This is a genomic window from Streptomyces sp. NPDC048277, from assembly GCF_040652235.1.
In the GTDB taxonomy this organism is placed as follows: Bacteria; Actinomycetota; Actinomycetes; order Streptomycetales; family Streptomycetaceae; genus Streptomyces.
In genome coordinates this window covers 22,899-44,945 of the sequence record NZ_JBEZLQ010000028.1, presented here as the reverse complement: position 1 = coordinate 44,945, position 22,047 = coordinate 22,899, and the positions used below count along the sequence as shown (strand labels likewise).

The 22,047-nt window shown below is 71.3% G+C and carries 17 protein-coding genes and 1 tRNA gene; 5 read left to right on the top strand and 13 right to left on the bottom strand.

The features are described from left to right. The first annotated feature begins 20 nt into the window (after positions 1–20). From AB0D85_RS41720 to AB0D85_RS41705, 4 genes are all read left to right on the top strand, one after another. Positions 21–92, top strand: a tRNA-Cys gene (locus AB0D85_RS41720). A 222-nt stretch (positions 93–314) separates the two neighbouring features. Beyond that, positions 315–1,151, top strand: a complete 837-nt coding sequence (locus AB0D85_RS41715) for a type II CAAX endopeptidase family protein (protein ID WP_362332838.1) — start codon at positions 315–317, stop codon at positions 1,149–1,151. Further along, on the top strand, positions 1,148–2,314 hold the full coding sequence (locus tag AB0D85_RS41710; RefSeq protein ID WP_362332836.1) for a histidine kinase: 1,167 nt from the start codon (positions 1,148–1,150) through the stop codon (positions 2,312–2,314). Before AB0D85_RS41715 ends, AB0D85_RS41710 begins: the two co-directional genes overlap by 4 nt. Beyond that, positions 2,311–3,006: a response regulator transcription factor gene (locus AB0D85_RS41705; protein ID WP_362332833.1), complete on the top strand. Its 696-nt coding sequence runs from the start codon at positions 2,311–2,313 to the stop codon at positions 3,004–3,006. Before AB0D85_RS41710 ends, AB0D85_RS41705 begins: the two co-directional genes overlap by 4 nt. 32 nt (positions 3,007–3,038) lie before the next feature. Here AB0D85_RS41705 and AB0D85_RS41700 read toward each other — a convergent pair whose 3' ends face one another. The 10 genes from AB0D85_RS41700 to AB0D85_RS41655 form a co-directional block, all read right to left on the bottom strand. Continuing rightward, positions 3,039–4,208, bottom strand: a complete 1,170-nt coding sequence (locus AB0D85_RS41700; RefSeq protein ID WP_362332830.1) for an SUKH-4 family immunity protein — start codon at positions 4,206–4,208, stop codon at positions 3,039–3,041. A gap of 358 nt (positions 4,209–4,566) precedes the next feature. Next, the gene (locus AB0D85_RS41695; protein ID WP_362332827.1) at positions 4,567–6,876 is read right to left on the bottom strand and encodes a molybdopterin cofactor-binding domain-containing protein; all 2,310 of its coding nucleotides are present in this window, start codon (positions 6,874–6,876) and stop codon (positions 4,567–4,569) included. After that, positions 6,873–8,594 carry a 2Fe-2S iron-sulfur cluster-binding protein gene (locus tag AB0D85_RS41690; RefSeq protein WP_362332824.1) on the bottom strand — a complete coding sequence of 574 codons (1,722 nt, stop codon included), beginning with the start codon at positions 8,592–8,594 and terminating at the stop codon, positions 6,873–6,875. Before AB0D85_RS41690 ends, AB0D85_RS41695 begins: the two co-directional genes overlap by 4 nt. Beyond that, the gene (locus tag AB0D85_RS41685; RefSeq protein WP_362332821.1) at positions 8,591–9,484 is read right to left on the bottom strand and encodes an FAD binding domain-containing protein; all 894 of its coding nucleotides are present in this window, start codon (positions 9,482–9,484) and stop codon (positions 8,591–8,593) included. Before AB0D85_RS41685 ends, AB0D85_RS41690 begins: the two co-directional genes overlap by 4 nt. A 253-nt stretch (positions 9,485–9,737) precedes the next feature. Then, entirely contained in the window at positions 9,738–11,351 is a 1,614-nt protein-coding gene (locus tag AB0D85_RS41680; protein WP_362332818.1) for a beta-N-acetylhexosaminidase, read from the bottom strand. Positions 11,352–11,355: 4 nt separating this feature from the next. Then, on the bottom strand, positions 11,356–12,201 hold the full coding sequence (locus AB0D85_RS41675; RefSeq protein WP_362332815.1) for a carbohydrate ABC transporter permease: 846 nt from the start codon (positions 12,199–12,201) through the stop codon (positions 11,356–11,358). A 5-nt stretch (positions 12,202–12,206) separates the two neighbouring features. Continuing rightward, positions 12,207–13,190, bottom strand: coding sequence for a sugar ABC transporter permease (locus tag AB0D85_RS41670; RefSeq protein ID WP_362332812.1), 984 nt, complete (start codon positions 13,188–13,190; stop codon positions 12,207–12,209). Beyond that, the gene (locus tag AB0D85_RS41665) at positions 13,187–14,476 is read right to left on the bottom strand and encodes an extracellular solute-binding protein (RefSeq protein WP_362332810.1); all 1,290 of its coding nucleotides are present in this window, start codon (positions 14,474–14,476) and stop codon (positions 13,187–13,189) included. Before AB0D85_RS41665 ends, AB0D85_RS41670 begins: the two co-directional genes overlap by 4 nt. Before the next feature lie 255 nt (positions 14,477–14,731). Next, positions 14,732–15,010 (bottom strand): DUF3039 domain-containing protein, encoded by a 279-nt coding sequence (locus AB0D85_RS41660; protein ID WP_351718250.1) that lies wholly within the window; start codon positions 15,008–15,010, stop codon positions 14,732–14,734. Positions 15,011–15,039: 29 nt separating this feature from the next. Then, entirely contained in the window at positions 15,040–15,612 is a 573-nt protein-coding gene (locus AB0D85_RS41655) for a YqgE/AlgH family protein (protein WP_362332805.1), read from the bottom strand. Between the two features lie 251 nt (positions 15,613–15,863). On the opposite strand from AB0D85_RS41655, the gene murA reads away from it, so the two are divergent. Next, positions 15,864–17,204 carry a UDP-N-acetylglucosamine 1-carboxyvinyltransferase gene (gene murA, locus AB0D85_RS41650; RefSeq protein ID WP_355717257.1) on the top strand — a complete coding sequence of 447 codons (1,341 nt, stop codon included), beginning with the start codon at positions 15,864–15,866 and terminating at the stop codon, positions 17,202–17,204. A 104-nt stretch (positions 17,205–17,308) separates the two neighbouring features. Here the strand turns inward: murA and AB0D85_RS41645 are convergent, their stop codons facing one another. The 3 genes from AB0D85_RS41645 to AB0D85_RS41635 all read right to left on the bottom strand — a co-directional run bounded on the left by AB0D85_RS41645 (position 17,309) and on the right by AB0D85_RS41635 (position 21,899). Further along, positions 17,309–17,590 carry an HU family DNA-binding protein gene (locus AB0D85_RS41645; RefSeq protein ID WP_046733427.1) on the bottom strand — a complete coding sequence of 94 codons (282 nt, stop codon included), beginning with the start codon at positions 17,588–17,590 and terminating at the stop codon, positions 17,309–17,311. A 238-nt stretch (positions 17,591–17,828) separates the two neighbouring features. Next, positions 17,829–19,232 carry an NAD-dependent malic enzyme gene (locus AB0D85_RS41640; protein WP_362332801.1) on the bottom strand — a complete coding sequence of 468 codons (1,404 nt, stop codon included), beginning with the start codon at positions 19,230–19,232 and terminating at the stop codon, positions 17,829–17,831. Between the two features lie 339 nt (positions 19,233–19,571). Continuing rightward, a complete protein-coding gene (locus AB0D85_RS41635) occupies positions 19,572–21,899 on the bottom strand; it encodes a UvrD-helicase domain-containing protein (protein WP_362332798.1) in 2,328 nt (775 codons plus the stop codon). Positions 21,900–22,047: the final 148 nt, after the last annotated feature.

Genomic DNA, 22,047 nt, shown 5'->3' with positions numbered 1-22,047 from the left:
TACCTTCGACTCACGCACACGGCCGTGTGCCCGAGTGGTTCAGGGACTCGCCTGCAAAGCGAGTTACGTGGGTTCGATTCCCGCCACGGCCTCTGACTGCCGGACCAGGCAGAAGGTAAGGGCGGTACCCCGGGAGGGGTGCCGCCCTTACCTTCGTGTCTCTTCGTGCCGGACGTGTCGCGGTCGGCTCCGGGCTGTCCCCCGTGCGAGCTACGTGCAGGTGTCCACTGAGCGGTGACGATTCCGGAGCGGCCCGTCCGTAGCGTTCGAGCCAGCCGTGGCGCTGGGGCCGCGGGTTCTGTGAAGGAGTCATCATGAGGCTGGTCTGGCAGCTCCTGGCCGTCGCGGCGGTCGCTTTCGTCGGCGGGCAGGCGGTCGCCGCGGTGGACGGGAACTGGTTCCTCACCCTGGTTCTCGGTCTGCTGACGGCCGTGGGCGCGGTGTTCGTCTACCGGTGGGTGGTACGGCGGACCGAGCACCGGCCGGCCGTGGAGGCGGGGCGGGACGGCGCCCGGGCGGCGTTCGGGCGCGGGGCGTTGGTCGGTGTGGTGACGTTCGCCTGTGTGATCGTGAACATCGCCTTCCTCGGGGACTACACGGTCCATGGTGCGGGGTCGGTGACGGCCGCGGTGGGGCAGGTCGGGTTCATGGCCGCCGCCGCGGTGACGGAGGAACTGCTGTTCCGGGGCGTGCTGTTCCGGATCGTCGAGGAGCGCACCGGGACGTGGATCGCGCTGGTGTCCACCGGGGTGCTGTTCGGGCTGATGCATCTGCTCAACAAGGACGCGACCGTCTGGGGCGCCCTCGCCATCGCGATCGAGGCCGGCGGGATGCTCGGCGCCGCGTACGCCGCCACCCGCACCCTGTGGCTCCCCATCGGCCTGCACTTCGGCTGGAACTTCGCCGAGTCCGGCATCTTCGGCACCGAGGTCTCCGGCAGCGGAACGCACCAGGGGCTGCTGGACGCCTCGACCTCGGGGTCGCAGCTGATCACCGGCGGTACGTTCGGGCCGGAGGCCAGCATCTACTCGGTGCTGCTCGGGGTGCTGGTGACGGCCGGGTTCCTGTGGCTGGCGCACCGACGCGGGCACCTGGTGCCCCGCCGCCGTCGGGGCGTCCCGGCCGGTGCCGTCGCTACACTGCCCCGGTGATCAGTCCTCGGCAGGCGACCGGGTGGTGGCAGCGCCTCGATGTGACGGTCCGGGATCTGCCGCTGGGGCTGCTGCTCCTGGCCGGGTCGTTCCTGCCGGCGCTGCACGGCAAGGGGACCGAGGTCGGAGAGCTGCCGGCCCGTCCCTTCGACACGCTGACCGTCCTGGTGCTCGGCCTGGAGTGCCTGCCGCTCGCCGCGCGCCGCCGGTGGCCGGCCGTCTGTCTCGCCCTGGTGTCGCTCGGCTTCGCCGTCGACCAACTGCGCGGCTACCACACGGCCGCGGGCAGCGCGCTGCCCCTCGCGCTGATCAGCACCGGGGCCCATCTGGAACGGCACCGGCGGGCCACCGCGCTCGTGTTCTCCCTGGCCTACGTGCCGTTGGCGGTCGCGCTGTACCGGCTGGGGGCGGGCCGCGAGACGTCGACCGGGTTCGTGACGTTCTATCTGGCGCTGGTCCTCGCCTGGGGCATCGGGGCGTGGTGGCGCGCCACCCGGGTCGCGGAGGCCGAACGCCGCCGACGTGTCGCCGAGGACACCCGTACCGCCGAACGGACCCGTATCGCCCGCGAGTTGCACGACGTGGTGACCCACCATGTGACGGCGATGGTGGTGCAGGCCGAGGCGGCCAGGTATCTGACCGCCGCGCCCGAGCGCCTCGACCAGACCCTGACGGCGGTCACCGACACCGGCCGCCGGGCCATCTCCGACCTGCGCCATCTGCTCGACCTGCTCAACCCCGACTACGACGGCCACGGCACGGGGAGCAGAACACCGGCCGCCGGCCGGCTGCTCACGCTCGTGGAGCAGACGCGGCGGGCCGGGCAGCCGGTGGAGTTCACCGAGGAGGGCACACCGCCGGAGTCGGCCGGGAGCGCCGACCTGGTGGCCTACCGGGTGGTGCAGGAGGCCCTGACCAACGCCCTCAAGTACGCCCACGGCAGCCGTACTTCGGTGCGGGTGCGGCATGGGGAGAAGGAGATCACCGTGGTCGTCGGCACGGACGGGTCCGGCTCGGCCGCCGCGTCCCCGGGCGGGAGCGGGCGCGGGCTCGCCGGTCTCCGGGAGCGGGTGGCCGTGCTGGGCGGCGAGTTCAGCGCGGGGCGGCAGGCGGACGGCGGGTTCGTCGTACGGGCCCGGATACCCGCCGGGAGCCCGTCGTGACCGCCGCCCCCGGGGAGTCCGGGGAGTCGGGGGCCGCGCCGATCCGGGTTCTGGTCTGTGACGACCAGGTACTGATCCGCACCGGGCTGGCGACGATCATCGGCGCCCAGCCCGACCTGGAGGTGGCGGGCGAGTGCGGGGACGGGCAGGCCGCGGTCGACCTCGCCGGCCGGCTGCGGCCGGACGTCGTGGTGATGGACGTCCGTATGCCGGTGCTCGACGGCATCGAGGCCACGCGTCTGCTGGCCGGGGCCGGGGTGCCGCATCCGGTGAAGGTGCTCGTGGTGACGACGTTCAACCTGGACGAGTACGTCTACGAGGCCCTGCGCGCCGGCGCCAGCGGCTTCCTGCTCAAGGACGCGCCGCCGGACCGGCTGCTGCACGGCATCCGGACCGTGGCCACGGGCGCGGCCCTCCTGGACCCCGAGGTGACCCGCCGGCTGGTGGGCCGGTACGCCGCCCGGATCCGCCCCGCCGACGGCGGCACCCCGCACGAAATCCCGCTGACCCCGCGCGAGTTGGAGGTCCTGCGTCTGATCGCGAACGGCCTCTCCAACAGCGAGATCGCCGCGGCCCTCGTGATCAGCCCGGAGACCGTCAAGACCTTCGTCTCCCGCATCCTCACCAAGCTCAACCTGCGCGACCGTGTCCAGGCCGTCGTCTACGCCTACCGCCAGGGCCTGGTGACCTGACTCCCCCTCAAAAGGCTTACGGTGTCCCGCCCTTACAGCACCCCGCCGGCCTCGTCCTGGAACAGCTCCGTCCAGTAGTGCCAGTCGGCGTCCGTGGTCACGGGGGTGGGGTCGATCGTCGCGAGGGTGTGGAGCATGGTCGCGGCGAGCTGGTCGTAGGCCTCCGTGGTGAGTTCGTGGCCCAAGTGCTCGTCGATGGTGCGCTCGTGGTGGAGGAGCCAGAGGGTGTAGGCGAGGGTGGAGACGTCCGTGTTGAGGGGGTAGAGGGTCGCCTCGGGCTGGGAGAAGTTGAGGATCGCGCCCGTGGTGCCGTCCACGACCAGGCTGTTGTCCTCGACCAGGTAGCCGAGGCGTATGAGCCGGTCGGCGTGGAGCGGGAGTTCGTCGAGGGGGAAGCCGCCCGGGTTGATGTCCGTGAAGTACTCCCTGAGGGTGGGCAGCGGGGCGTCCGGGTCGAGGTGGAACAGGACCGCGTCCTCCGGCAGGCCCGTCTCGCGCAGGAAGCGGCGGGTCGGCTCGTGGGTGAGCGTGGGCGGGAAGTCGACCTCCTCGAAGCGGGCCACCCGGCCCTGGCCGAACTCCTGGTCCAGGAGCCGGGCCGGCAGATCGACGGAGAGCCCGGAGTCGGTGCCGGGGCCCGCGACCAGGCTGAGGGGGCGGATCAGGGCCGTCGCCTTCCAGTACGGCGGGACCTGGCCGGCCGTGCCCTCCTCGAAGAGCTCCAGGAGCTTGCGGGACGCCTCGGTCGCCGCCTTGGTGCCGTAGGTCCCGGCGAGGGACGCGAAACGGCCGCGCAGGCCCGTCAGTTCCTCGGTGACGGCGGCGAAGCGCAGCAGCGTCTCCAGCGAGGGCGCCAGCGGGCGCGGGTCGGTGGGGTCGATCAGGTAGGCGGTGGTGATCTCGCCGGTGCCGCCGTCGAGGAGGATCGACTCCGTGTCCAGGCCGGCCGGGGCCAGCAGCTCCCCTATCACCAGCCGGTCCCGGAGTTCCTCCGCCAGCCGGGAGGGGCCGTCCGTGACGTCCGCGAGCGTGCGCAGGCCGGCCGTGCGCAGTGCTTCGAACGTCAGCAGGCCGCCGCCATCGGGCAGTCCGGGGTCGGTGAGCCAGTTGCGTGTCGGTTCGTGCGTGATGTACCTGTCCAGTTCGGCCTCGGTCAGCGTGATCGCCGCCGCACCGCTGCCGGTCGTGCTGGTCGTGCTCATCGCTGCCCCCGCGATCAAAGAGTTCAAGAAATGCACAGTGGGTCGTTCGGTGCGTCGTACGTCGTTCCGGGCAGGGCATGGTGTGCCGTTCGGGCTTCCCCTCCGAAACGGCCGTCCCCACTTCCCAGAACACTACGCCGCGCCACTGACAACGCCCCGCAGAAGAGACGCCGGACACCCCTGGACCGTTCCGTCCCGGTGAGAATCGCCTCCACCGTCTGTTCCACGGCCCGCGCCGAAGCGGCCGGCAACTGTCCCAACGACCGGGCGCGCAACCGTAGTTCCGCGTTCCACTCCTGAAGGCGGGCAGGCGTTCGGCCACGCGCTCCCGTAACCGGTCGAAGCGGGGGTCAGGCGCTCACTGACCGGTGACCACCGCTGCCTGCGGGCGGATCGGGAGGCGGTTGACCGGGCGGCCGGTCGCCGCGCGGACGGCGGAGGCGATGGCCGCGGGGGACGTCACCACCGGGACCGCGCTGACCGACTTGGCGCCGAACGGGGCGACCACGTCCCGTTCCTCGACGAGTCTGACGATCCGGATGTCCGGCGCGTCGAGGGCGGTCGGGAGGGCGTACCCGGTGAGGTCGGGGTGGCGGATCAGGCCGCGCGGGGTGCGCAGGTTCTCCGTCAGGGCGATGCCCACGCCCTGCGTGACCCCCGCCTCGATACGGGCGTTGAGCTGCGCCGGGTTGAGGATGCGGCCCACGTCCTGGGCGACGGCCAATTCCACGACCCGTACCGAGCCCAGCTCGATGTCGACGTCGACGACCGCGCGGATCGCGCAGAAGGCGAGGCCGACGAAGGCGTCGCCCTGGCCGTCGGCGTCCAGCGGCTCGGTCGGATGCGGGCGGCACTGGGCCGTGGCCCACAGCTCCTTGCCGTCCAGCGCCTCGGTGACGGTGGTCGACAGGACGCCGTCGTACGACGTGATCTTGCCGTCGGTGATCTGGAGCAGTTCGGTGGACATGCCGAACTTGTGCGCGAGGGGCTGGAGGAGCTGGGTGCGGACCATCTTCGCGGCGCGTTCGACGGCTCCGCCGGAGACCCAGGTGTGGCGGCCGCGGCAGCCGGGGCCGGCCGGCGGCTGGTCGGTGTCGACGGGCGCGACGTGCACCTCGTCGATGCCGAGGGTCTCCTGGACGATCTGGCGGGCCAGCATGGTGAAGCCCTGGCCGGTCTCCACGGCCGCGCAGAGCACGGTCGCGATGCCGTCGTGGACCTTGACCGTGGCCGTCGAGACCTCGTCGGCGCCCTCCGCGCCGAGCATGTGCACCATGCCGAGGCCGTAGCCGACGCCCCGGCGCACCGCGCCCGGTTCGCCCGCGCCCTCGGGGCCGCCGGGCAGCAGCCACTCGTCCTCGGGCGTGTCCTTGGGGAGCTGCGGGAGCGGGAAGTCCCGTACCGCCTGGAGGAGTTCGGCCACGGGGGCGGGGCAGGTCACGGTCTGGCCGATGGGCAGGACGTCGCCGGTGGCGAGGGCGTTGCGCAGGCGGATCTCGGCCGGGTCCAGGCCGAGTTTCTTCGCCAGTTTGTCCATCTGCGCCTCGTAGGCGGCGCACACCTGCATGGCGCCCTCGCCGCGGACATGGCCGGAGGGCGGGTTGTTGGTGCGCACGGCCCAGCCCTCGATGAAGGCGTTCGGGACGACGTACGGGCCGCAGGCGAAGGAGACGGCGGCGGCCAGGGACTCGGCGGAGGTGTCGGCGTAGGCGCCCGCGTCGAGCAGGATCTGCGCCTCGACCTTGACGAGGTTGCCCTCGGCGTCGGCGTGGTGCCGGTAGCGGAGCAGGGTGGGGTGGCGGTGGGCGTGGCCGAGGAAGGACTCCTCGCGCGTGGCGGTGAGTTTGACCGGGCAGCCGGTCTTCAGGGCGAGCAGGCCGAGGGGGAGCTGGAAGCCCTGGTCCTCGCGGTCCGCGGTCGCGCCCGGCACGCCGGTGACGACGATCTTCACCTGTTCGAGCGACAGGCCGTAGCAGGCCGCGGCCGTGTTGCGGTCGGTGTGCGGGTCGGTGGAGGCCAGGTAGAGCTCGACGCCCCCGTCCGGGCGGGGCACGGCGAGGCCGGCCTCGGCGCCGATGGGGGCGGGGTCGGCGCGGCCGATGCGGTACTGGCCCTCGACGACGATCTCGCCGACCGCGTCCGGGTCGCCGTGCTGCAGCGGGATGTGCCGGATCAGGTTGCCGTCGGGGTGCAGCGGTTCGGCCTCGAAGGACTGCTCGGGGTCGATGACCGGGTCGAGGACCTCGTACTCGACGATGACGGCGGCGGCGGCCATGCGGGCCGTGTCGGGGTGGTCGGCGGCGACGGCCGCGATGGGCTCGCCGTGGTGCCGTACGACCTCGGAGGCGAACACCGGGCGGTCCGGGGTGCCGCGGCCGTGGCGCGGGGTGCCGGGGACGTCCTCGTGGGTGATCACGGCCCGGACGCCGGGCATCTCGCGCGCGTGGCTGGTGTCGATCGACACGATGCGCGCGTGCGGGTGCGGGGAGCGCAGCACGGCCGCCCACAGCAGGCCCTCGGCCCACAGGTCGGCCGCGTACGGGAAGGTGCCCTCGGTCTTCGCCCGCGCGTCGGCGGCCGGCAGCGACACGCCGAGGCCGTGCGGGGGCTCCGGAGCGGAGGCGGCGGTCTCCGCGGCGGTGGTCGTGGTGACGGTCTCGTTGGTCACGCCTGGCCTCCGTCCGGGCCGTAGGGCTGGTCGTCGTAGCTCTGACTCTGGTCGTCGTAGCGCTGGCTCTGATCGCCGAACGTCTGGTTGCCACCGAACGTCTGGTTGCCGCCGAACGACTGATTTCCGCCGAACGACTGGTCGTACGCCTGCTCGCGCGGGATCTGGATGCCCGCCCCGAAGGTGCCCGGGGAGTCGAACGCCGACACCTTGACGCCGCCGGCGCCCGGTCCCGCCTGATGCGGAATACGAGCCTCGTCGCCATCCGTCTCAGCGTCGGCGGCGGCGTGCGCCTCGCGTTCGGCGACGACCTCCTGGACGGCGTCCAGGACGCCCCGGTAGCCGGAGCAGCGGCAGAGGTTGCCGCACAGGGCCTGGCGGGCCTCCAGCTCGGTCGGGGCCGGGTTGCCCTCCAGCAGGTCGTGGACGGTCATCGCCATGCCGGGGACGCAGAAGCCGCACTGGACCGCTCCACAGCGGGCGAGCGCGCGTTGCACGTCGGAGGGCCGGCCGTCCTGGGCGAGGCCCTCGACGGTGCGGACCTCGCTGCCGGCCGCGGTCACCGCGGGGACCAGGCAGGAGGCGACCAGGCGGCCGTCGACCTGGACGTTGCAGGCGCCGCATTCGCCCTGGGAGCAGCCGTCCTTGGCGCCCGCGAGGCCGAGGCGTTCACGGAGGACGTAGAGCAGGGACTCGCCGATCCAGGCGTCGGTGACGGGGCGGTCGCCGCCGTTGACGCGCAGGACGTAGGAGGCGAGCGGGTGGTCGTCGATCGCCTCGGCTTCGCCTTCGGCGTGTTGTTCGTCGCTCTGTTCCCCGACGCTCTGTTCCCCGGCCGCAGCGTCCGTGGCGCTTTCGTCGTCGGGTGCGGGCGGCCCCTGCGGGGCGGACTCGCCGTCGGCGGGGTGCGGGCCGGGCGCGTCGTGCGGTTCACCGGCCTCGCCGGCCTCGTCCGGACCGCCGGTGCCGGCGGGTCGGGCGGATGCGGGCGCCCGGCCGACCGCGCGGAGTTCGCCGGTGTCATGCGATTCACCGACCGCGTACGGTTCGCCCGTATCGGCCGGTTCACGCATTTCGCCCGCCGCGACCGCGCCGGGCACAGGCGCCGCTCCGACGGCCCCGGAGGCGCCACCGGCGACCGGAGTGCCGTCGCGTCCCGCCGGGCCCCCTGCGGGCATCCCAGGAGCCTCTGCGGGGTGCTCCCACGCCGGGGCCTCCGTCGCCCACGGTGCGGGCGCGCCGCCCGGCAGGGTCGACGGCGGCGTGCCGCCCCACTGCTCCATGAGTGCGGATGTGGTGAACTCGCCGGATTCGTCCGGAACATCACCATGTGCGACCGGGATCGACCACTGGCCGGTCACATCGTGACCGGGGGCGGGCGGCGGTTCTTCGTACGTCCACTGCTGCGTCGAGGCGGGGTTGTACGTGAACCGGTCGTCGGCGGGCCGCCCCTGGGGGACCGCGTTCGGGTCGGGCCACTGGGTGCCGTCGGCCGGCGCGCCCCAGGTCTCGGTGCCGGGGGCGACCGCTATCTGCGGCGGTACATAGCCGTGCCCGGGCGCGGCCAGGGGGCTGTCACCGGACAGCAGGGCCTCGATGCCGCCCTCGGGGAGTTTCACGAACGCGGTCGCGCCGTCGTCGTAGTCGCCCTGGGGCAGCGGGTCCCAGCGGCGGCCACCGCCCGCGGGCGCGCCCTCTCCGTGCTGGTCGTCGGTCATGACAGCGCCCTCCCCAGTGCTCGTCGGGCCAGCGCGGCGACGGTGCGCCGCAGGTGCAGTACGGCGGGCGGAAGGGGTGCCACGGTGCCGTCCGGATCGGGGGCCGGGTCGGGGATGCAGGCGGCCGCGACGTACTCGCCGAAGGCGTGCAGCGCCTCCGGGACGAGCGCGCGGTCGTTGTCCCAGTCGATCAGCCGGGCCACCCACTGCTCGGCGTCCAGCGGGCGCAGCGGCATCGGCGCTATGGCTCCGACGGCACACCTGACCCCGCGCCGCGCGGGGTCGAGGACGAGCGCCACGGAGGCCACCGAGCGGCCCGGTCCGGTGCGGCCCGTCGCCTTCAGGAAGACCTGCGGGGCGTGCAGCAGCGGCACGCGCACGAAGCCGATCAGCTCGCCCGCGCGGAGCATCTCCACACCGGCCAGCAGGTGCGACACCGGGATCTCCCGGCGGGACCCGCCCGGCCCCGCGATGATCAGCGTCGCCTCCAGGGCGGCGAGGACCGGCAGCGCGTCACCCGTCGGCGCGGCCGTGGCGATGTTGCCGCCCAGGGTGCCCGCGTTGCGGATGTGCGGCGGACCGGCGGCACGCGCGGCGGCGGCGAGCGCCGGGATCAGGGCCGCGAAGTCGGGGCGGCCCATGCGCGCGTGCGTGAGTCCGGCGCCGAGCAGCGCGTTGCCGTCCTGGTACTGCCAGCCGCGGATCTCGCTGATCCGGCCGAGGCCGACCAGGGCTGCGGGTCGGAGCTGCCCCGAGTTGACGGCGGCCATCAGGTCGGTGCCGCCCGCCACGGGGACGGCGGTGGGCATGGCGGTGAGGGCCGCCACGGCCTCGTTCAGCGTCGTGGGCAGCGTGACGGCCTGCGCCGCCTGCGGTGCGTGCGTGGTCAAAACCGGCTGCCCCTTCCCGCTGCCCCACCTGGTCCCACCTGTGTGGCCGTACGGTACGTGCTCACAGGGCGGACGTGGCAACTCTGGCACATCTTCGCAAGCCTCGAACGCACGGGTCCGCTAGGAGGCATTCGACCACCTCACCGGCGACATGGTCCGTTTTCGTATGCCATCGCCGGTGCATACCGATTGACACTCTTCGGTGATCCTTGAGGTCTTTTTCCATTACGCGTTCGGGATGCGCGGGGCGCGGCTACCGGTTCGGGGGCGGGCCGTCGATCGGGCGCCCGAGCACCCCGGGCCGGCGCTGCCACGGCAGCGGTCCGGCCGGCGGGCGGTAGCCCACGCCCAGCGCGTCCAGCCGCCGGTAGTGCGAGGTCATCCGGCGCTCGAAGTCGGCGAAGTCCCGCTCCCCCGGGGCCGGAAGGGCGCTCCAGGCGACCTCGGCGAAGGCGGCGAGCCGGGGAAAGGCCTGGTAGTCCACGCGCGCGTGGTCCTCCATGACCTCGGTCCAGACGTTGGCCTGGGTACCCATGATCCGTCGCGCCTGGGATTCGTCCAGCCCCGGTGGAACGGGCTCGAACCGATACACGTCCTCCAGGGTGCGCACATACCCGATCGGCACGGGCTCGTCCGCGCCGTCCGCCTGCCGGTGGTCCAGATACACGTACTGCTCAGGGCACATGACGATGTCGTGTCCGGCGCGCGCGGCCGCGATCCCGCCGCCGTAACCGCGCCACGACGAGACGGCCGCGCCCTCGGCGATCCCGCCCTCCAGGATCTCGTCCCAGCCGATCAGCCTGCGCCCGCGCGCGGAAAGCCACTTCGCGAAGTGGCCGATGAACCACGACTGCAACTCGTCCTCGTCGGCGAGCCCGAGTTCCGCGATGCGCGCCTGCGCGGCCGGGGAGGCCCGCCACTGGTCCTTGAGGCATTCGTCGCCGCCGACGTGAATGAACTCCGACGGGAACAGCTCCAGCACTTCCTCGAACACCCCCTCGTAGAAGCGCAGGGTGTTGTCAGTGGGGGCGAGTACGTTCGGAGAGATCCCCCAGGAGTCCCAGACGGAGAGGGCGGTGGTGTCGATGGCGTCGGTGTTGCCGAGTTCCGGATACGCGGCGATGGCGGCCTGCGAGTGGCCCGGTACGTCGATTTCCGGGACGACCGTGATATGCCGCTCGGCCGCGTAGGCGACGATCTCCCTGATGTCGTCCTGCGTGTAGTGGCCGCCGTGCGGCTTCTCCTCCCACAGCGGCGAGGCCCGGTGGCCGAATTTCGTGCGGGCCCGCCAGGAGCCGACCTCGGTGAGCCGGGGGTACCGCTCGATCCGGATGCGCCAGCCCTGGTCGTCCGTCAGGTGGAAGTGGAAGACGTTGAGTTTGTGCGCCGCCATCAGATCGAGGTAGCGCAGGACGCCTTCCTTCGGCATGAAGTGCCGGGAGACGTCGAGCATGAAGCCGCGCCAGGGGAATCGGGGCCGGTCTTCGACGGTGATCTGCGGTAGGTCCCAGTCCTTGTCCGGCGACACCGGTGCCCGGCGGAACGCGTCGGGGCCGAGAAGCTGCCGGAAGGTCTGTGCTCCCCAGAAGACACCGGCCGCGTCGCCGCCCTGAATGAGGTACGGCCCGCCGTCGTTGACGAAGCGATAGCCCTCCGGGAGGAGGTCCGGTTCGATGCTGAGCACGATGCGGTCGGCACCCCCGCCCACCTCCGGGAACGGCAGGCCGGTCGCCGCGCCCACCGTGGTCCGCAGCCAACGCGCGACACCTTCCGTACCGGGCCGCGCCTCCAGCGCCGTTTCCCGGTCGAGGGCCGTGTAACCGGCCGTGTTCCAGTTGGCGCGCGTCGGCGCCGGAATCAGTTCCATGACCTCAGTCCTTAACCGCTCCGCCCAGTCCGGAGACCAGCCGTCGCTGTACGAGTACGAAGAACACCAGCACCGGAATCGTCATCACCGTGGACGCCGCCATGACCCCGCCCCAGTCCGGGTCGTCGGGCTTGAAGAACACCAGCAGCGCCATCGGCAGGGTCGACTGCGACGTGTCGCTGACGATGAAGGACTTGGCGAACAGGAAGTCGTTCCAGGCGGAGATGAAGGAAAACACGCTCGTGGCCACCAGGCCCGGCAGCACGAGCGGGAAAAGGATCTGCCAGAGAAAGCGCGTGCGGCTCGCCCCGTCGATGTACGCGGCCTCCTCCAGGGCCTCCGGCACCCCTTTCACGAACCCCCGCAGCATCCAGATCGCGAACGGCAGCGAGAAGGCGATGTGGGGCAGGATCAGCGACCCCAGCGTGTTCAGCAGACCGAAGTCCCGCATCTGGAAGAACAGGGGGATGGTGAGGGCCTCCACGGGCACCATCTGGGCCACCAGAAACATGATCAACAGGGTGGTCCGGAAGCGGAACCGGAATCGTGTCACGGCCGTCGCCGCGAGAAAGGCGATGAGCGCGGAGACGATCACGACAGTGCCCGCGACGACAAGGCTGTTGACGAAGTAACGGCCGAATTCCTGCTGCCCGAAGACCCGCCGGAAGGAGTCCAGAGAGGGCGAGAGGGTCCATGGCCGGGGCCGGTCGGACTCGATCTCACCGGGCGGTTTGAAGGCGCCCAGCACCATCCAGTACAGCGGAAAGGCGACCAGGACGGCGATCGCCAGCGCCGTCACCTCGGCGGCCGCGCGCCCCGGCCGCCGTACGAACCCGCGCACAAGATTCACGACGGTCACAGCTCCTCTCCCTGCCGATGCAGCAGCCGCAGGTGGACCAGGGTCACGGCGAGCAGGACCAGCAGCGTGACGACACCGATGGCGGCGCCGAGCCCGTACTGCGATGAGGCGAAGGCCTGCTGGTAGGCGTACACGTTGAGCACCAGGTTCTGCCCGGCGATCCCGCCCCCGCCGGTCATCACATAGATCTGCGTGAAGACCTTGAAGTCCCAGATCACCGACTGGATGGTGACGACCGTCAGGATCGGCCGGAGCATCGGCGCCAGCACCGACCGCCAGATCCGCCACTGCGAGGCCCCGTCCAGCGCGGCCGCCTCCAGCACCTCGGACGGCACGGCCCGGATTCCGGCGTACACGGTGACCATGACGAACGGGAAGGAGCACCACACCACTTCGAGCAGCACGAGGAAGAAGGCGCTGTACCGCCCGTACGTCCAGGAGTGGTCGCCCAGCCCGAGCAGCCGGTTGACCGGCCCGAAGTCGGGGTCGAAGAGGAACAGCCAGACCGTCGACCCGGTGACCGCCGGGGTCGCCCACGCCCCGAGCGCGGCCAGCATCAGCACCAGCCGGGGCAACGCCCGCACCCGTGTCAGCAGCACGGCGAGCGCACACCCGACGACAAGGGTCGACACGACACAGGCGGCGGCGAAGAGAACGGTCGCCAGCAGAACTGACCAGAACTCGCCGTCGGAGAAGACGTCCGAGTAGTTCCCGAACCCCACGAAGGCGGTCGGCTCCCCACCACTGACCTGGGCCTGGGTATACCGGAAGACCGAGATCAGCCCGAGCTGATAGATGGGATAGAGGAGCAGCCCCCCAAGGACCACGAGAGCGGGGGCAAGATACAGCCAAGGAGTACTCCAGCTTGCCCAGGGGCGCGAGGCTGTGCTGAATTTGCGGCTACCGCCGCGTGGGCGCGACCAGCCCCCACGCACCCGCACCCGCCGACGAACCGCAAGCCCCGAGCCACCCGGCGTCATCCGGCGGAGCCGAACGCCGAGTCCATCTTCTTCGCCGCTTCCTCCGAAGCCGCCCCCACGCTCTTCCTACCGCTGATGACCTCCTGGAACATCGTCGGCAGCACCAGCGAGGAGTCGATCCCCGACCACCCCGCCGACGCGGGCACGAACTTCGTCCCGGCGGCCAGCGTCGCCACGAACGGCTTAACGAACGGCTCCTTCGCCGCCGCCTGGTCACGGACGTCCTTGAACGTCGGCAGGAACCCCATCGCGTCGAACATCGAGGCCTGCGTCTTCTTCGAGGTCAGCGCCTCCGTCAGCGCGACGGCCAGCGTCCGGTGCGTCGTGCTCTTCAGGACCCCGATGTTGTTGCCGCCGGCGAAGGCCGGCGCGATCGAGCCGGCGGCAGCCCCCGGCAGCGGCACCACCGCGTACTTGCCCTTGACGGCGCCCGCCTCCACCGCCGTATGGCTGAAGTCGCCCCCGATCGCCATGCCCGCCTTGCCCGCCGCGAACGCGGTGATCGTGTCGTTGCCGCCGAAGCCCGCGCACTTGGCGGCCGGGCAGTTGTCGTCGCCGAACAGGGACGTGTACGCCTTGATGCCCTTCTGGGCGGCCGGGCTGTCGATCGCCGAGGTGTACGAGCCGCCCTTGGCGGTGGCGAGTTCGCCGCCGTCGGCCCAGATGAAGGGCATCGCGCCGTAGGTGTAGGCGCCGCCGACGACGAGGCCGTACAGCCCGGGCTCGGCACTGCGGACGGCGCGGGCCGTGGACGCCAGCTCCGCCAGGGTCGTCGGCGGCTTCAGGCCGAGCTTCCTGAAGACGTCCGTGCGGTAGTAGAGCGCGCGAACGCCGACATAGAAGGGGGAGCCGTAGACCTTGCCGCCGACGGTGACCGACTGCTTCGCCGTCGCGTCGGTGTCCTTGGCCTCGGGCCAGGCCCCGAACTCCTCGGTGATGTCGAGGAGTCCGCCGTCGTGCACGTAGCCGGCGGTGTCGGTGTTGCCGTACTCCATGACGTCCGGGGCCGACTCCGGGTCGTTGAAGGCGGCCTTGACGCGCTGCGCGCGCGTGTCGACCGGGATGTACTCGACGTCGACCTTGGTGTCCTTGTGCGCCTTCTCGAAGCCGGCGACGACCGAGTCGACGACCTTCTGCTTGGGATCGTTGCCGACCTCCTGGAAGAGCCACACCCGCAGGGTGCCGCTCCTGTCGTCCTTGTCGGAGGCGGAGTTGGAGGAGGTCCCCGGGGCGCAGGCGGCCAGGAACAGGGCGGCGACGAGGAATGCGGGGGCGGGGAGCTTCATGTGAGTGACCCTCCGGGGGCGCGCTCAGGCGTGGGAGACACTGCAATGCACCGCCATGCGTTGCAACATATGCAACGACGGTTTCGCTCTGCACAACACCACGGAGGTTAGGGACAACATGAACACGCCGACAAGAGGTCTCGACCACTCTGTGACCGGCGGACGCACCCCGTGCAACGCGCGAACACGACAAAGGCCCCGGAGCACGCCAAAGCGTGCCCGGGGCCTCAGAGAGCCGAGCCGAAAACCAGTCGCTTACTTGTCCTGGCCCTCGCCGTCGCCGCCGGCGCCCATGGACTCGTAGATCTCCTTGCACATGGGGCACACGGGGTACTTCTTCGGGTCGCGGCCCGGCACCCACACCTTGCCGCACAGCGCCACGACGGGGGTGCCGTCGAGCGCGCTCGCCATGATCTTGTCCTTCTGGACGTAGTGGGCGAAGCGCTCGTGGTCGCCGTCGCCGTGGGACACCTGTGGCGTCGGCTCTACGAGGGTCCCCGTACCAGTCCCGCGCTCGGGCTCAAGAGTGCTCATGCCGCCAAGGGTACCGAGGCTCCGGGGAATCAGTTGAGCGAAGGGTCGTCGGGGTACGTGGCCACCATCGCCAGCTCGTTGCGCTGGCGGCGCAGCACCTCGCGCCAGAGTCTCTCGGGGGACGGCGAGGAGACGTCGCCCGGTTCGGACTCGACGACGTACCAGGCGCCGTCGACCAGTTCGTCCTCCAGCTGACCGGGGCCCCAGCCGGCGTAACCGGCGAAGATCCGCAGGGAGCCGAGGGCCGAGGCGAGCAGCTCCGGCGGGGCCTCCAGGTCGACCAGGCCGATCGCTCCGTGCACCCGGCGCCAGCCGAGCGGGGCCCGGTCGCCGTTCGCCCCGCCGGGGATGACCGCCACGCCGAGCGCCGAGTCCAGGGAGACCGGTCCGCCCTGGAAGACGACGCCGGGCTCGCCGGCGAGGGAGGCCCAGCCCTCCAGGATGTCGCCGACGTCCACCGGGGTGGGCCGGTTGAGGACGACACCGAGGGAGCCCTCCTCGTCGTGGTCGAGAAGGAGCACCACCGCACGGTCGAAGTTCGGGTCCGCCAGGGCGGGCGTTGCCACGAGCAGCCGCCCTGTGAGCGAGGACACCTCGGTCATGCCAGACATGATCCCGCATCTTCCTGTTCCGTGGGGAGCCAATCAGGGTGTGGGAGTGAATGCAGCTCAGGGCGGAAGGAAGCGTCCCCGGCGCACGGTGACGGGCGGTGACCCCATGTGCCCGACAGCGAACAGTTCGTGTTGTGACACAGCTATGACGCAGCTGGGTGGTACTTGGGCTTACGGAAGGGGGCCGATGGGCGATTACTCTGTCTGTTCGGCCCTGCCCAACTCCATGGAACGCGAGATTCATGACCGTCAACGACGATGTCCTGCTTGTCCACGGCGGCACCCCGCTGGAGGGCGAGATCCGTGTCCGCGGTGCGAAGAACCTCGTACCGAAGGCCATGGTCGCCGCCCTGCTGGGCAGTGCTCCCAGTCGGCTGCGCAACGTTCCGGACATCCGTGACGTGCGGGTCGTCCGGGGCCTGCTGCAGCTGCACGGGGTGACGGTACGGCCCGGCGAGGAGCCCGGTGAGCTGGTGCTCGACCCGACGTACGTGGAGAGCGCGAACGTCGCTGACATCGATGCCCACGCGGGTTCCAGCCGGATCCCGATCCTGTTCTGCGGTCCGCTGCTGCACCGCCTCGGGCACGCGTTCATCCCCGGTCTCGGCGGCTGCGACATCGGCGGCCGGCCGATCGACTTCCACTTCGACGTGCTGCGGCAGTTCGGCGCGACCATCGAGAAGCGCGCGGACGGCCAGTACCTGGAGGCCCCCAAGGGGCTGCGCGGTACGAAGATCCGGCTGCCGTACCCGTCCGTCGGCGCGACCGAGCAGGTGCTGCTGACGGCCGTCATGGCCGACGGGGTCACGGAGTTGTCCAACGCGGCCGTCGAGCCGGAGATCGAGGACCTCATCTGCGTGCTGCAGAAGATGGGCGCGATCATCGCGATCGACACGGACCGCACGATCCGCATCACCGGTGTGGAGAAGCTCGGCGGCTACACCCACCGCGCCCTGTCGGACCGTCTGGAGGCCGCGTCCTGGGCGTCGGCGGCGCTGGCGACCGAGGGCAACATCTACGTCCGGGGCGCCCAGCAGCGCTCGATGATGACGTTCCTGAACACCTACCGGAAGGTGGGCGGTGCCTTCGAGATTGACGACGAGGGCATCCGCTTCTGGCACCCGGGCGGGCAGTTGAAGTCCATCGCCCTGGAGACGGACGTGCACCCGGGCTTCCAGACCGACTGGCAGCAGCCGCTCGTGGTCGCCCTGACCCAGGCCACGGGCCTGTCGATCGTCCACGAGACGGTGTACGAGTCCCGCCTCGGCTTCACCTCCGCGCTGAACCAGATGGGTGCTCACATCCAGCTCTACCGCGAGTGCCTGGGCGGTTCGGCCTGCCGCTTCGGCCAGCGCAACTTCCTGCACTCCGCGGTCGTCTCCGGCCCCACGAAGCTCCAGGGCGCCGACCTCGTGATCCCCGACCTCCGCGGCGGCTTCTCGTACCTGATCGCCGCGCTCGCGGCCCAGGGCACCTCCCGGGTCCACGGCATCGACCTCATCAACCGCGGCTACGAGAACTTCATGGAGAAGCTCGTGGAGCTCGGCGCGAAGGTGGAGCTGCCGGGCAAGGCGCTCGGCTAGCGCCTGACGGACGCGTACGACGATGGGGCGGCCCCTGGTGGAGGGGCCGCCCCATCGTCTTTGTCACAAGCCGTATGCCGTCGCGTGGCCTACGGACGCCAGGGTCACTTGCCCTTGGCGGCTTCCTTCAGCTTCGAGCCCGCGGAGACCTTCACGCTGTAGCCGGCGGGGATGTTGATCGGCTCGCCGGTCTGGGGGTTGCGCGCGGTGCGAGCGGCACGGTGGGTGCGCTCGAAGGTCAGGAAGCCGGGGATGGTGACCTTCTCGTCGCCCTTGGAGACGATGTCGCCGACGACGTCGGCGAACGCGGCCAGCACGGCGTCGGCGTCCTTGCGAGTCACCTCGGCACGGTCGGCCAGCGCGGCCACCAGCTCACTGCGGTTCATGTTGTTACTCCCGTGTTCTTCTTGCCATGGAGGCGTGCCACGCGGCGGAGCCGCATGTTGGGCCGGGACGCATCCTGCCCCCACCTGCGGCGGGAACGCCAATCCGGGTGCCGCGCCTACCCTACGGCTGGGCCGAAGGAGGGGTTTCACGACGCGCCGGTCGGATGGCGTGGCAAGTTTCACAGTTGTTTGCCTGGGGGCTGCTGCCCCTTTCGGGGCGCTCCGGCGCAGGCGTCCCTCAGGCGCCCTTCGCCGCTTCCCGCACCGCGCCCGCCACCGCTCCCGCGACCTTCTCGTTGAAGACGCTCGGAATGATGTAGTTCGGGTTCAGCTCGTCCTCGGTCACGACGTCCGCGAGGGCCTTCGCAGCCGCGAGCATCATGTCCGTGTTGACCGTGCGGGACTGGGCGTCCAGGAGGCCGCGGAAGACACCCGGGAAGACCAGCACGTTGTTGATCTGGTTCGGGAAGTCGGAGCGGCCGGTGGCCACCACGGCGGCCGTCTGGCGGGCGATCGCCGGGTCCACCTCGGGGTCGGGGTTCGCGAGAGCGAACACGATCGCGTCGTCGGCCATGGCGGCCACGTCGTCGCCGTCGATGACGTTCGGGGCGGAGACGCCGATGAACACGTCCGCCTCGCGCACGGCCTCCTTCAGCGTGCCGGTGAGGCCCTCGGGGTTGGTGTTGTCGGCGATCCAGCGCAGCGGCGAGTCGGCCGGGGCGTCCACGAGGTCCTCGCGGGCGGCGTGCACGACACCGCGGATGTCGGCGACGACCGCGTTCTTCACGCCGGCCGCGAGCAGCAGCTTGAGGATGGCCGTACCGGCCGCGCCGGCGCCGGACATGACGACCCGGATGTTCTCGATCGCCTTGCCCGCGACGCGAAGTGCGTTCGTCAGGGCGGCGAGGACGACGATCGCGGTGCCGTGCTGGTCGTCGTGGAAGACGGGGATGTCGAGGGCCTCGCGCAGCCGCGCCTCGATCTCGAAGCAGCGGGGGGCGGAGATGTCCTCGAGGTTGATGCCGGCGAACCCGGGGGCGATCGCCTTGACGATCTCGACGATCGCGTCGGTGTCCTGGGTGTCCAGGCACAGGGGCCACGCGTCGATGCCCGCGAACCGCTTGAAGAGGGCCGCCTTGCCCTCCATGACCGGAAGGGCGGCCTTCGGGCCGATGTTGCCCAGGCCCAGCACCGCCGAGCCGTCCGTCACGACCGCAACGGAGTTGCGCTTGATGGTGAGGCGGCGCGCGTCCTCGGGGTTCTCCGCGATCGCCATGCACACGCGGGCCACGCCCGGGGTGTAGATCATGGACAGGTCGTCACGGTTGCGGATGGGGTGCTTGGACGCCATCTCGATCTTGCCGCCGAGGTGCATCAGGAAGGTACGGTCGGAGACCTTGCCGAGGGTGACGCCCTCGATGTGGCGGAGCTGCTCGACGATCTGGTCGGCGTGCGCCGTCGACGTGGCCGCGATCGTGACGTCGATACGGAGCTTCTCGTGGCCGGACGCGGTGACGTCGAGGCCGGTCACCGAGCCTCCGGAGGACTCCACGGCGGTGGTGAGCTGCGAGACGGCGGTTCCGCTCGCGGGCACCTCCAGCCGAATGGTCATCGAGTAGGAGACGCTGGGCGCCGTTGCCATGGCCGACTTCCTTCGTTTTCACCGTGTCGCTGGTTTTGCCGTCCGATCGTCGCACCTACCGCCGGGTAGGCGTTAGCCGGGCCAGGTTTCGTACGTAATGTTCGCGCTAAAAAGAGGCCCACGTCACAGGGTGACGTGGGCCTCTTCGAGGTTCATGACACCGACCCGCCATGCTCGCCTCGCGGCAAGTGGTCGCTCGTAGCGACGAAGGTTGGGCCCGGGGGCTTGGATCGAGCCGGTGTCACGACAAGGCTAACAAACGGATCCCGTAGGACCATTCCCGTCCGGGGAGTTCACAGGAAACCGTCGGCCGAACGGGTCTGCCGCCGGTCCCCGTGCTCAGTCCCGCAGCAGGTCCGGCACCCCGGCCGGGTCCGGTTCGTCCCGCTCCCCGGAGACCACCGTCAGCTGCTGGGTCGCCCGGGTCAGGGCCACGTACAGCACGCGCAGCCCGGCCGGGGACTCGTCGGCGATCTCCGCGGGCGAGACGACGACCGTCGCGTCGTACTCCAGGCCCTTGGCCTCCAGGCTGCCGAGGGCCACCACCCGGTCGCCGAGCCCGGCGAGCCAGCGGGCGGCCTCCGCGCGCCGGTCCATGGCGACGACCACGCCGATCGTGCCGTCGACCAGGTCCAGCAGGCGCTCGGCCTCCGCGCGCACGGTCTTCTCCAGCGAGTCGCGCACTACGGTGAAGCGGGGCCGGACGCCGGTGGAGCGGACGGCCGAGGGGGACTTGGAGCCGGGCATGGCCAGGGCCAGCACCTTGGCCGCGAGCTCGGCGATCTCCGCCGGGTTGCGGTAGTTCACGGTGAGCTCGAAGCGGCGGCGCGGGCGGGTGCCCAGGGCCTCGTCGCGGGCCTCGGCCGCCTCGTCCGGGTCGGACCAGGAGGACTGGGCGGGGTCGCCGACGACCGTCCAGGTGGCGTGCCGGCCGCGGCGGCCGACCATGCGCCACTGCATCGGGGTGAGGTCCTGGGCCTCGTCGACGATGACGTGGGCGTACTCGACGCGCTCCTGGGCCAGCCGCTCGGCCCGCTCGCGCTGGGACTCCTCGCGGACCGGCATCAGCTCCTCCAGGCCGGTGAGCTGGTCCAGCGGGTCCGCCTCGCGCTTGCGCCTGGGACGGGCGGGGGTGCCGAGGATGGCCTGGAGCTCGTCGAGCATGGCGATGTCGTGGACGGTGTGGCCGTCCCGCTTCAGGGAGCGGGCCACCCTGCGGATCTCGCTGGGGTTGAGGATGCGGCGGGCCCAGCGGCCGAGCCGGCGTTCGTCGGCCATGGCGGTGAGCACGGTCCCCGGGGTGAGCTCGGGCCACCAGGCGTCGAGGAACCCGGTGAAGGAGTCCTCCGTGAGGATGTCCTCGTCGAAGGAGGAGCGCAGCTCCGCGGCCAGCTCCGGGTCGGTGTGCCGGCCGGCCGCGCCGGAGCGGTTCCACAGGGCGTCGAGGAGCAGCTTGCGGGCGCGGGGGCGCAGCAGGTTGACCGGGGCGGTGCCGCTCAGGGCGTTGTGCCTGATGCGGTTCAGTTCCTCGGCCTCCAGCTCCAGGCGGCGGTTGAAGGCGACGACGCGGAGCCGGGTCGGTGAGTCGTTCAGCTCCAGGGCCCCGCGGGCGGCCTTGCGCAGCACCCGGAGCATCCGGGAGGAGCCCTTGGCACGGGCGGTGGCCGGGGTGTCGTACAGGGCCGCCTCGGCGCCGTCGACCAGGGAGCCGATGGCGCGGATGGCGACCTGGCCCTCCTCGCCGAGGGACGGGAGGACGCCTTCGGTGTAGGCGACCAGGAGCGGGGTCGGGGAGACGATCAGGATGCCGCCCGCGTAGCGCCGCCGGTCCTGGTACAGCAGATACGCGGCCCGGTGCAGGGCGACGGCCGTCTTCCCGGTCCCCGGGCCGCCCTCGACGTACGTGACCGAGGCGGCGGGGGCGCGGATGACCAGGTCCTGCTCGGCCTGGATGGAGGCGACGATGTCCCGCATGGTGTGGCTGCGGGCCTGGCCGAGGGCGGCCATCAGGGCGCCGTCGCCGATGACGGGCAGTTCGTCGCCGTCGAGTCGGGCGGTGAGCTCGGGGCGCATCAGGTCGTCCTCGACCCCGAGGACCCGGCGGCCCTTGGAGCGGATCACCCGGCGTCGTACGACACGCCCGGGATCCACCGGGGTGGACCTGTAGAAGGGCGCGGCGGCCGGGGCCCGCCAGTCGATGACCAGCGGGGCGTAGTCCTGGTCGAGGACTCCGATACGGCCGATGTGCAGGGTCTCGGCGATGTCGGCGGTGTTGTCGGAGCGGACCGCGCCCTCGGCGGGTTCCACGGCGGTGTAGGCGCCGTCGGGCCCCTTCTTGCCGTCCTTCCCCAGCAGCAGGTCGATCCGGCCGAAGAGGAAGTCCTCGAACTCGTTGTTGAGCCGGTTCAGGTGGACGCCCGCCCGGAAGACCTGCGCGTCCCGCTCGGCGAGTGCGCCGGGCGTGCCTACCTGACCGCGCTTGGCCGCGTCGTTCATCAGGAACTCGGCCTCGTGGATCTTCTCCTCGAGACGCCGGTACACCCGGTCGAGGTGTACCTGTTCGACGCTGATCTCACGGTCCCGAACGGAGTCCTGGACCGAGTCCTGGACGGCATCCTGTTCGGAGCGGCGAGAGCCGACCGCGGATGGTTGAGCCTGAGCGGCCACCGGGCCCCCTTCTGACGTGCTGGGCAGCCGTCAACCGTACGCGAAGGGGGCCCGCCGAAGCCAGGGCCTGTCCGGCGGATCGTGCCGCAGACGCGGGACGTGGCACGCACATCTGCAGCGTTGTCGTCACTCACCGGCACTGACAGCC

Coding starts and splice junctions, on each gene's coding strand:
- AB0D85_RS41715 (WP_362332838.1), top strand. CDS start 315: ATGAGGCTGGTCTGGCAGCTCCTGGCCGTCGCGGCGGTCGCTTTCGTC.
- AB0D85_RS41700 (WP_362332830.1), bottom strand. CDS start 4,208: ATGAGCACGACCAGCACGACCGGCAGCGGTGCGGCGGCGATCACGCTG.
- AB0D85_RS41690 (WP_362332824.1), bottom strand. CDS start 8,594: ATGACCGACGACCAGCACGGAGAGGGCGCGCCCGCGGGCGGTGGCCGC.
- AB0D85_RS41680 (WP_362332818.1), bottom strand. CDS start 11,351: ATGGAACTGATTCCGGCGCCGACGCGCGCCAACTGGAACACGGCCGGT.
- AB0D85_RS41670 (WP_362332812.1), bottom strand. CDS start 13,190: ATGACGCCGGGTGGCTCGGGGCTTGCGGTTCGTCGGCGGGTGCGGGTG.
- AB0D85_RS41665 (WP_362332810.1), bottom strand. CDS start 14,476: ATGAAGCTCCCCGCCCCCGCATTCCTCGTCGCCGCCCTGTTCCTGGCC.
- AB0D85_RS41660 (WP_351718250.1), bottom strand. CDS start 15,010: ATGAGCACTCTTGAGCCCGAGCGCGGGACTGGTACGGGGACCCTCGTA.
- AB0D85_RS41655 (WP_362332805.1), bottom strand. CDS start 15,612: ATGACCGAGGTGTCCTCGCTCACAGGGCGGCTGCTCGTGGCAACGCCC.
- murA (WP_355717257.1), top strand. CDS start 15,864: ATGACCGTCAACGACGATGTCCTGCTTGTCCACGGCGGCACCCCGCTG.
- AB0D85_RS41645 (WP_046733427.1), bottom strand. CDS start 17,590: ATGAACCGCAGTGAGCTGGTGGCCGCGCTGGCCGACCGTGCCGAGGTG.
- AB0D85_RS41640 (WP_362332801.1), bottom strand. CDS start 19,232: ATGGCAACGGCGCCCAGCGTCTCCTACTCGATGACCATTCGGCTGGAG.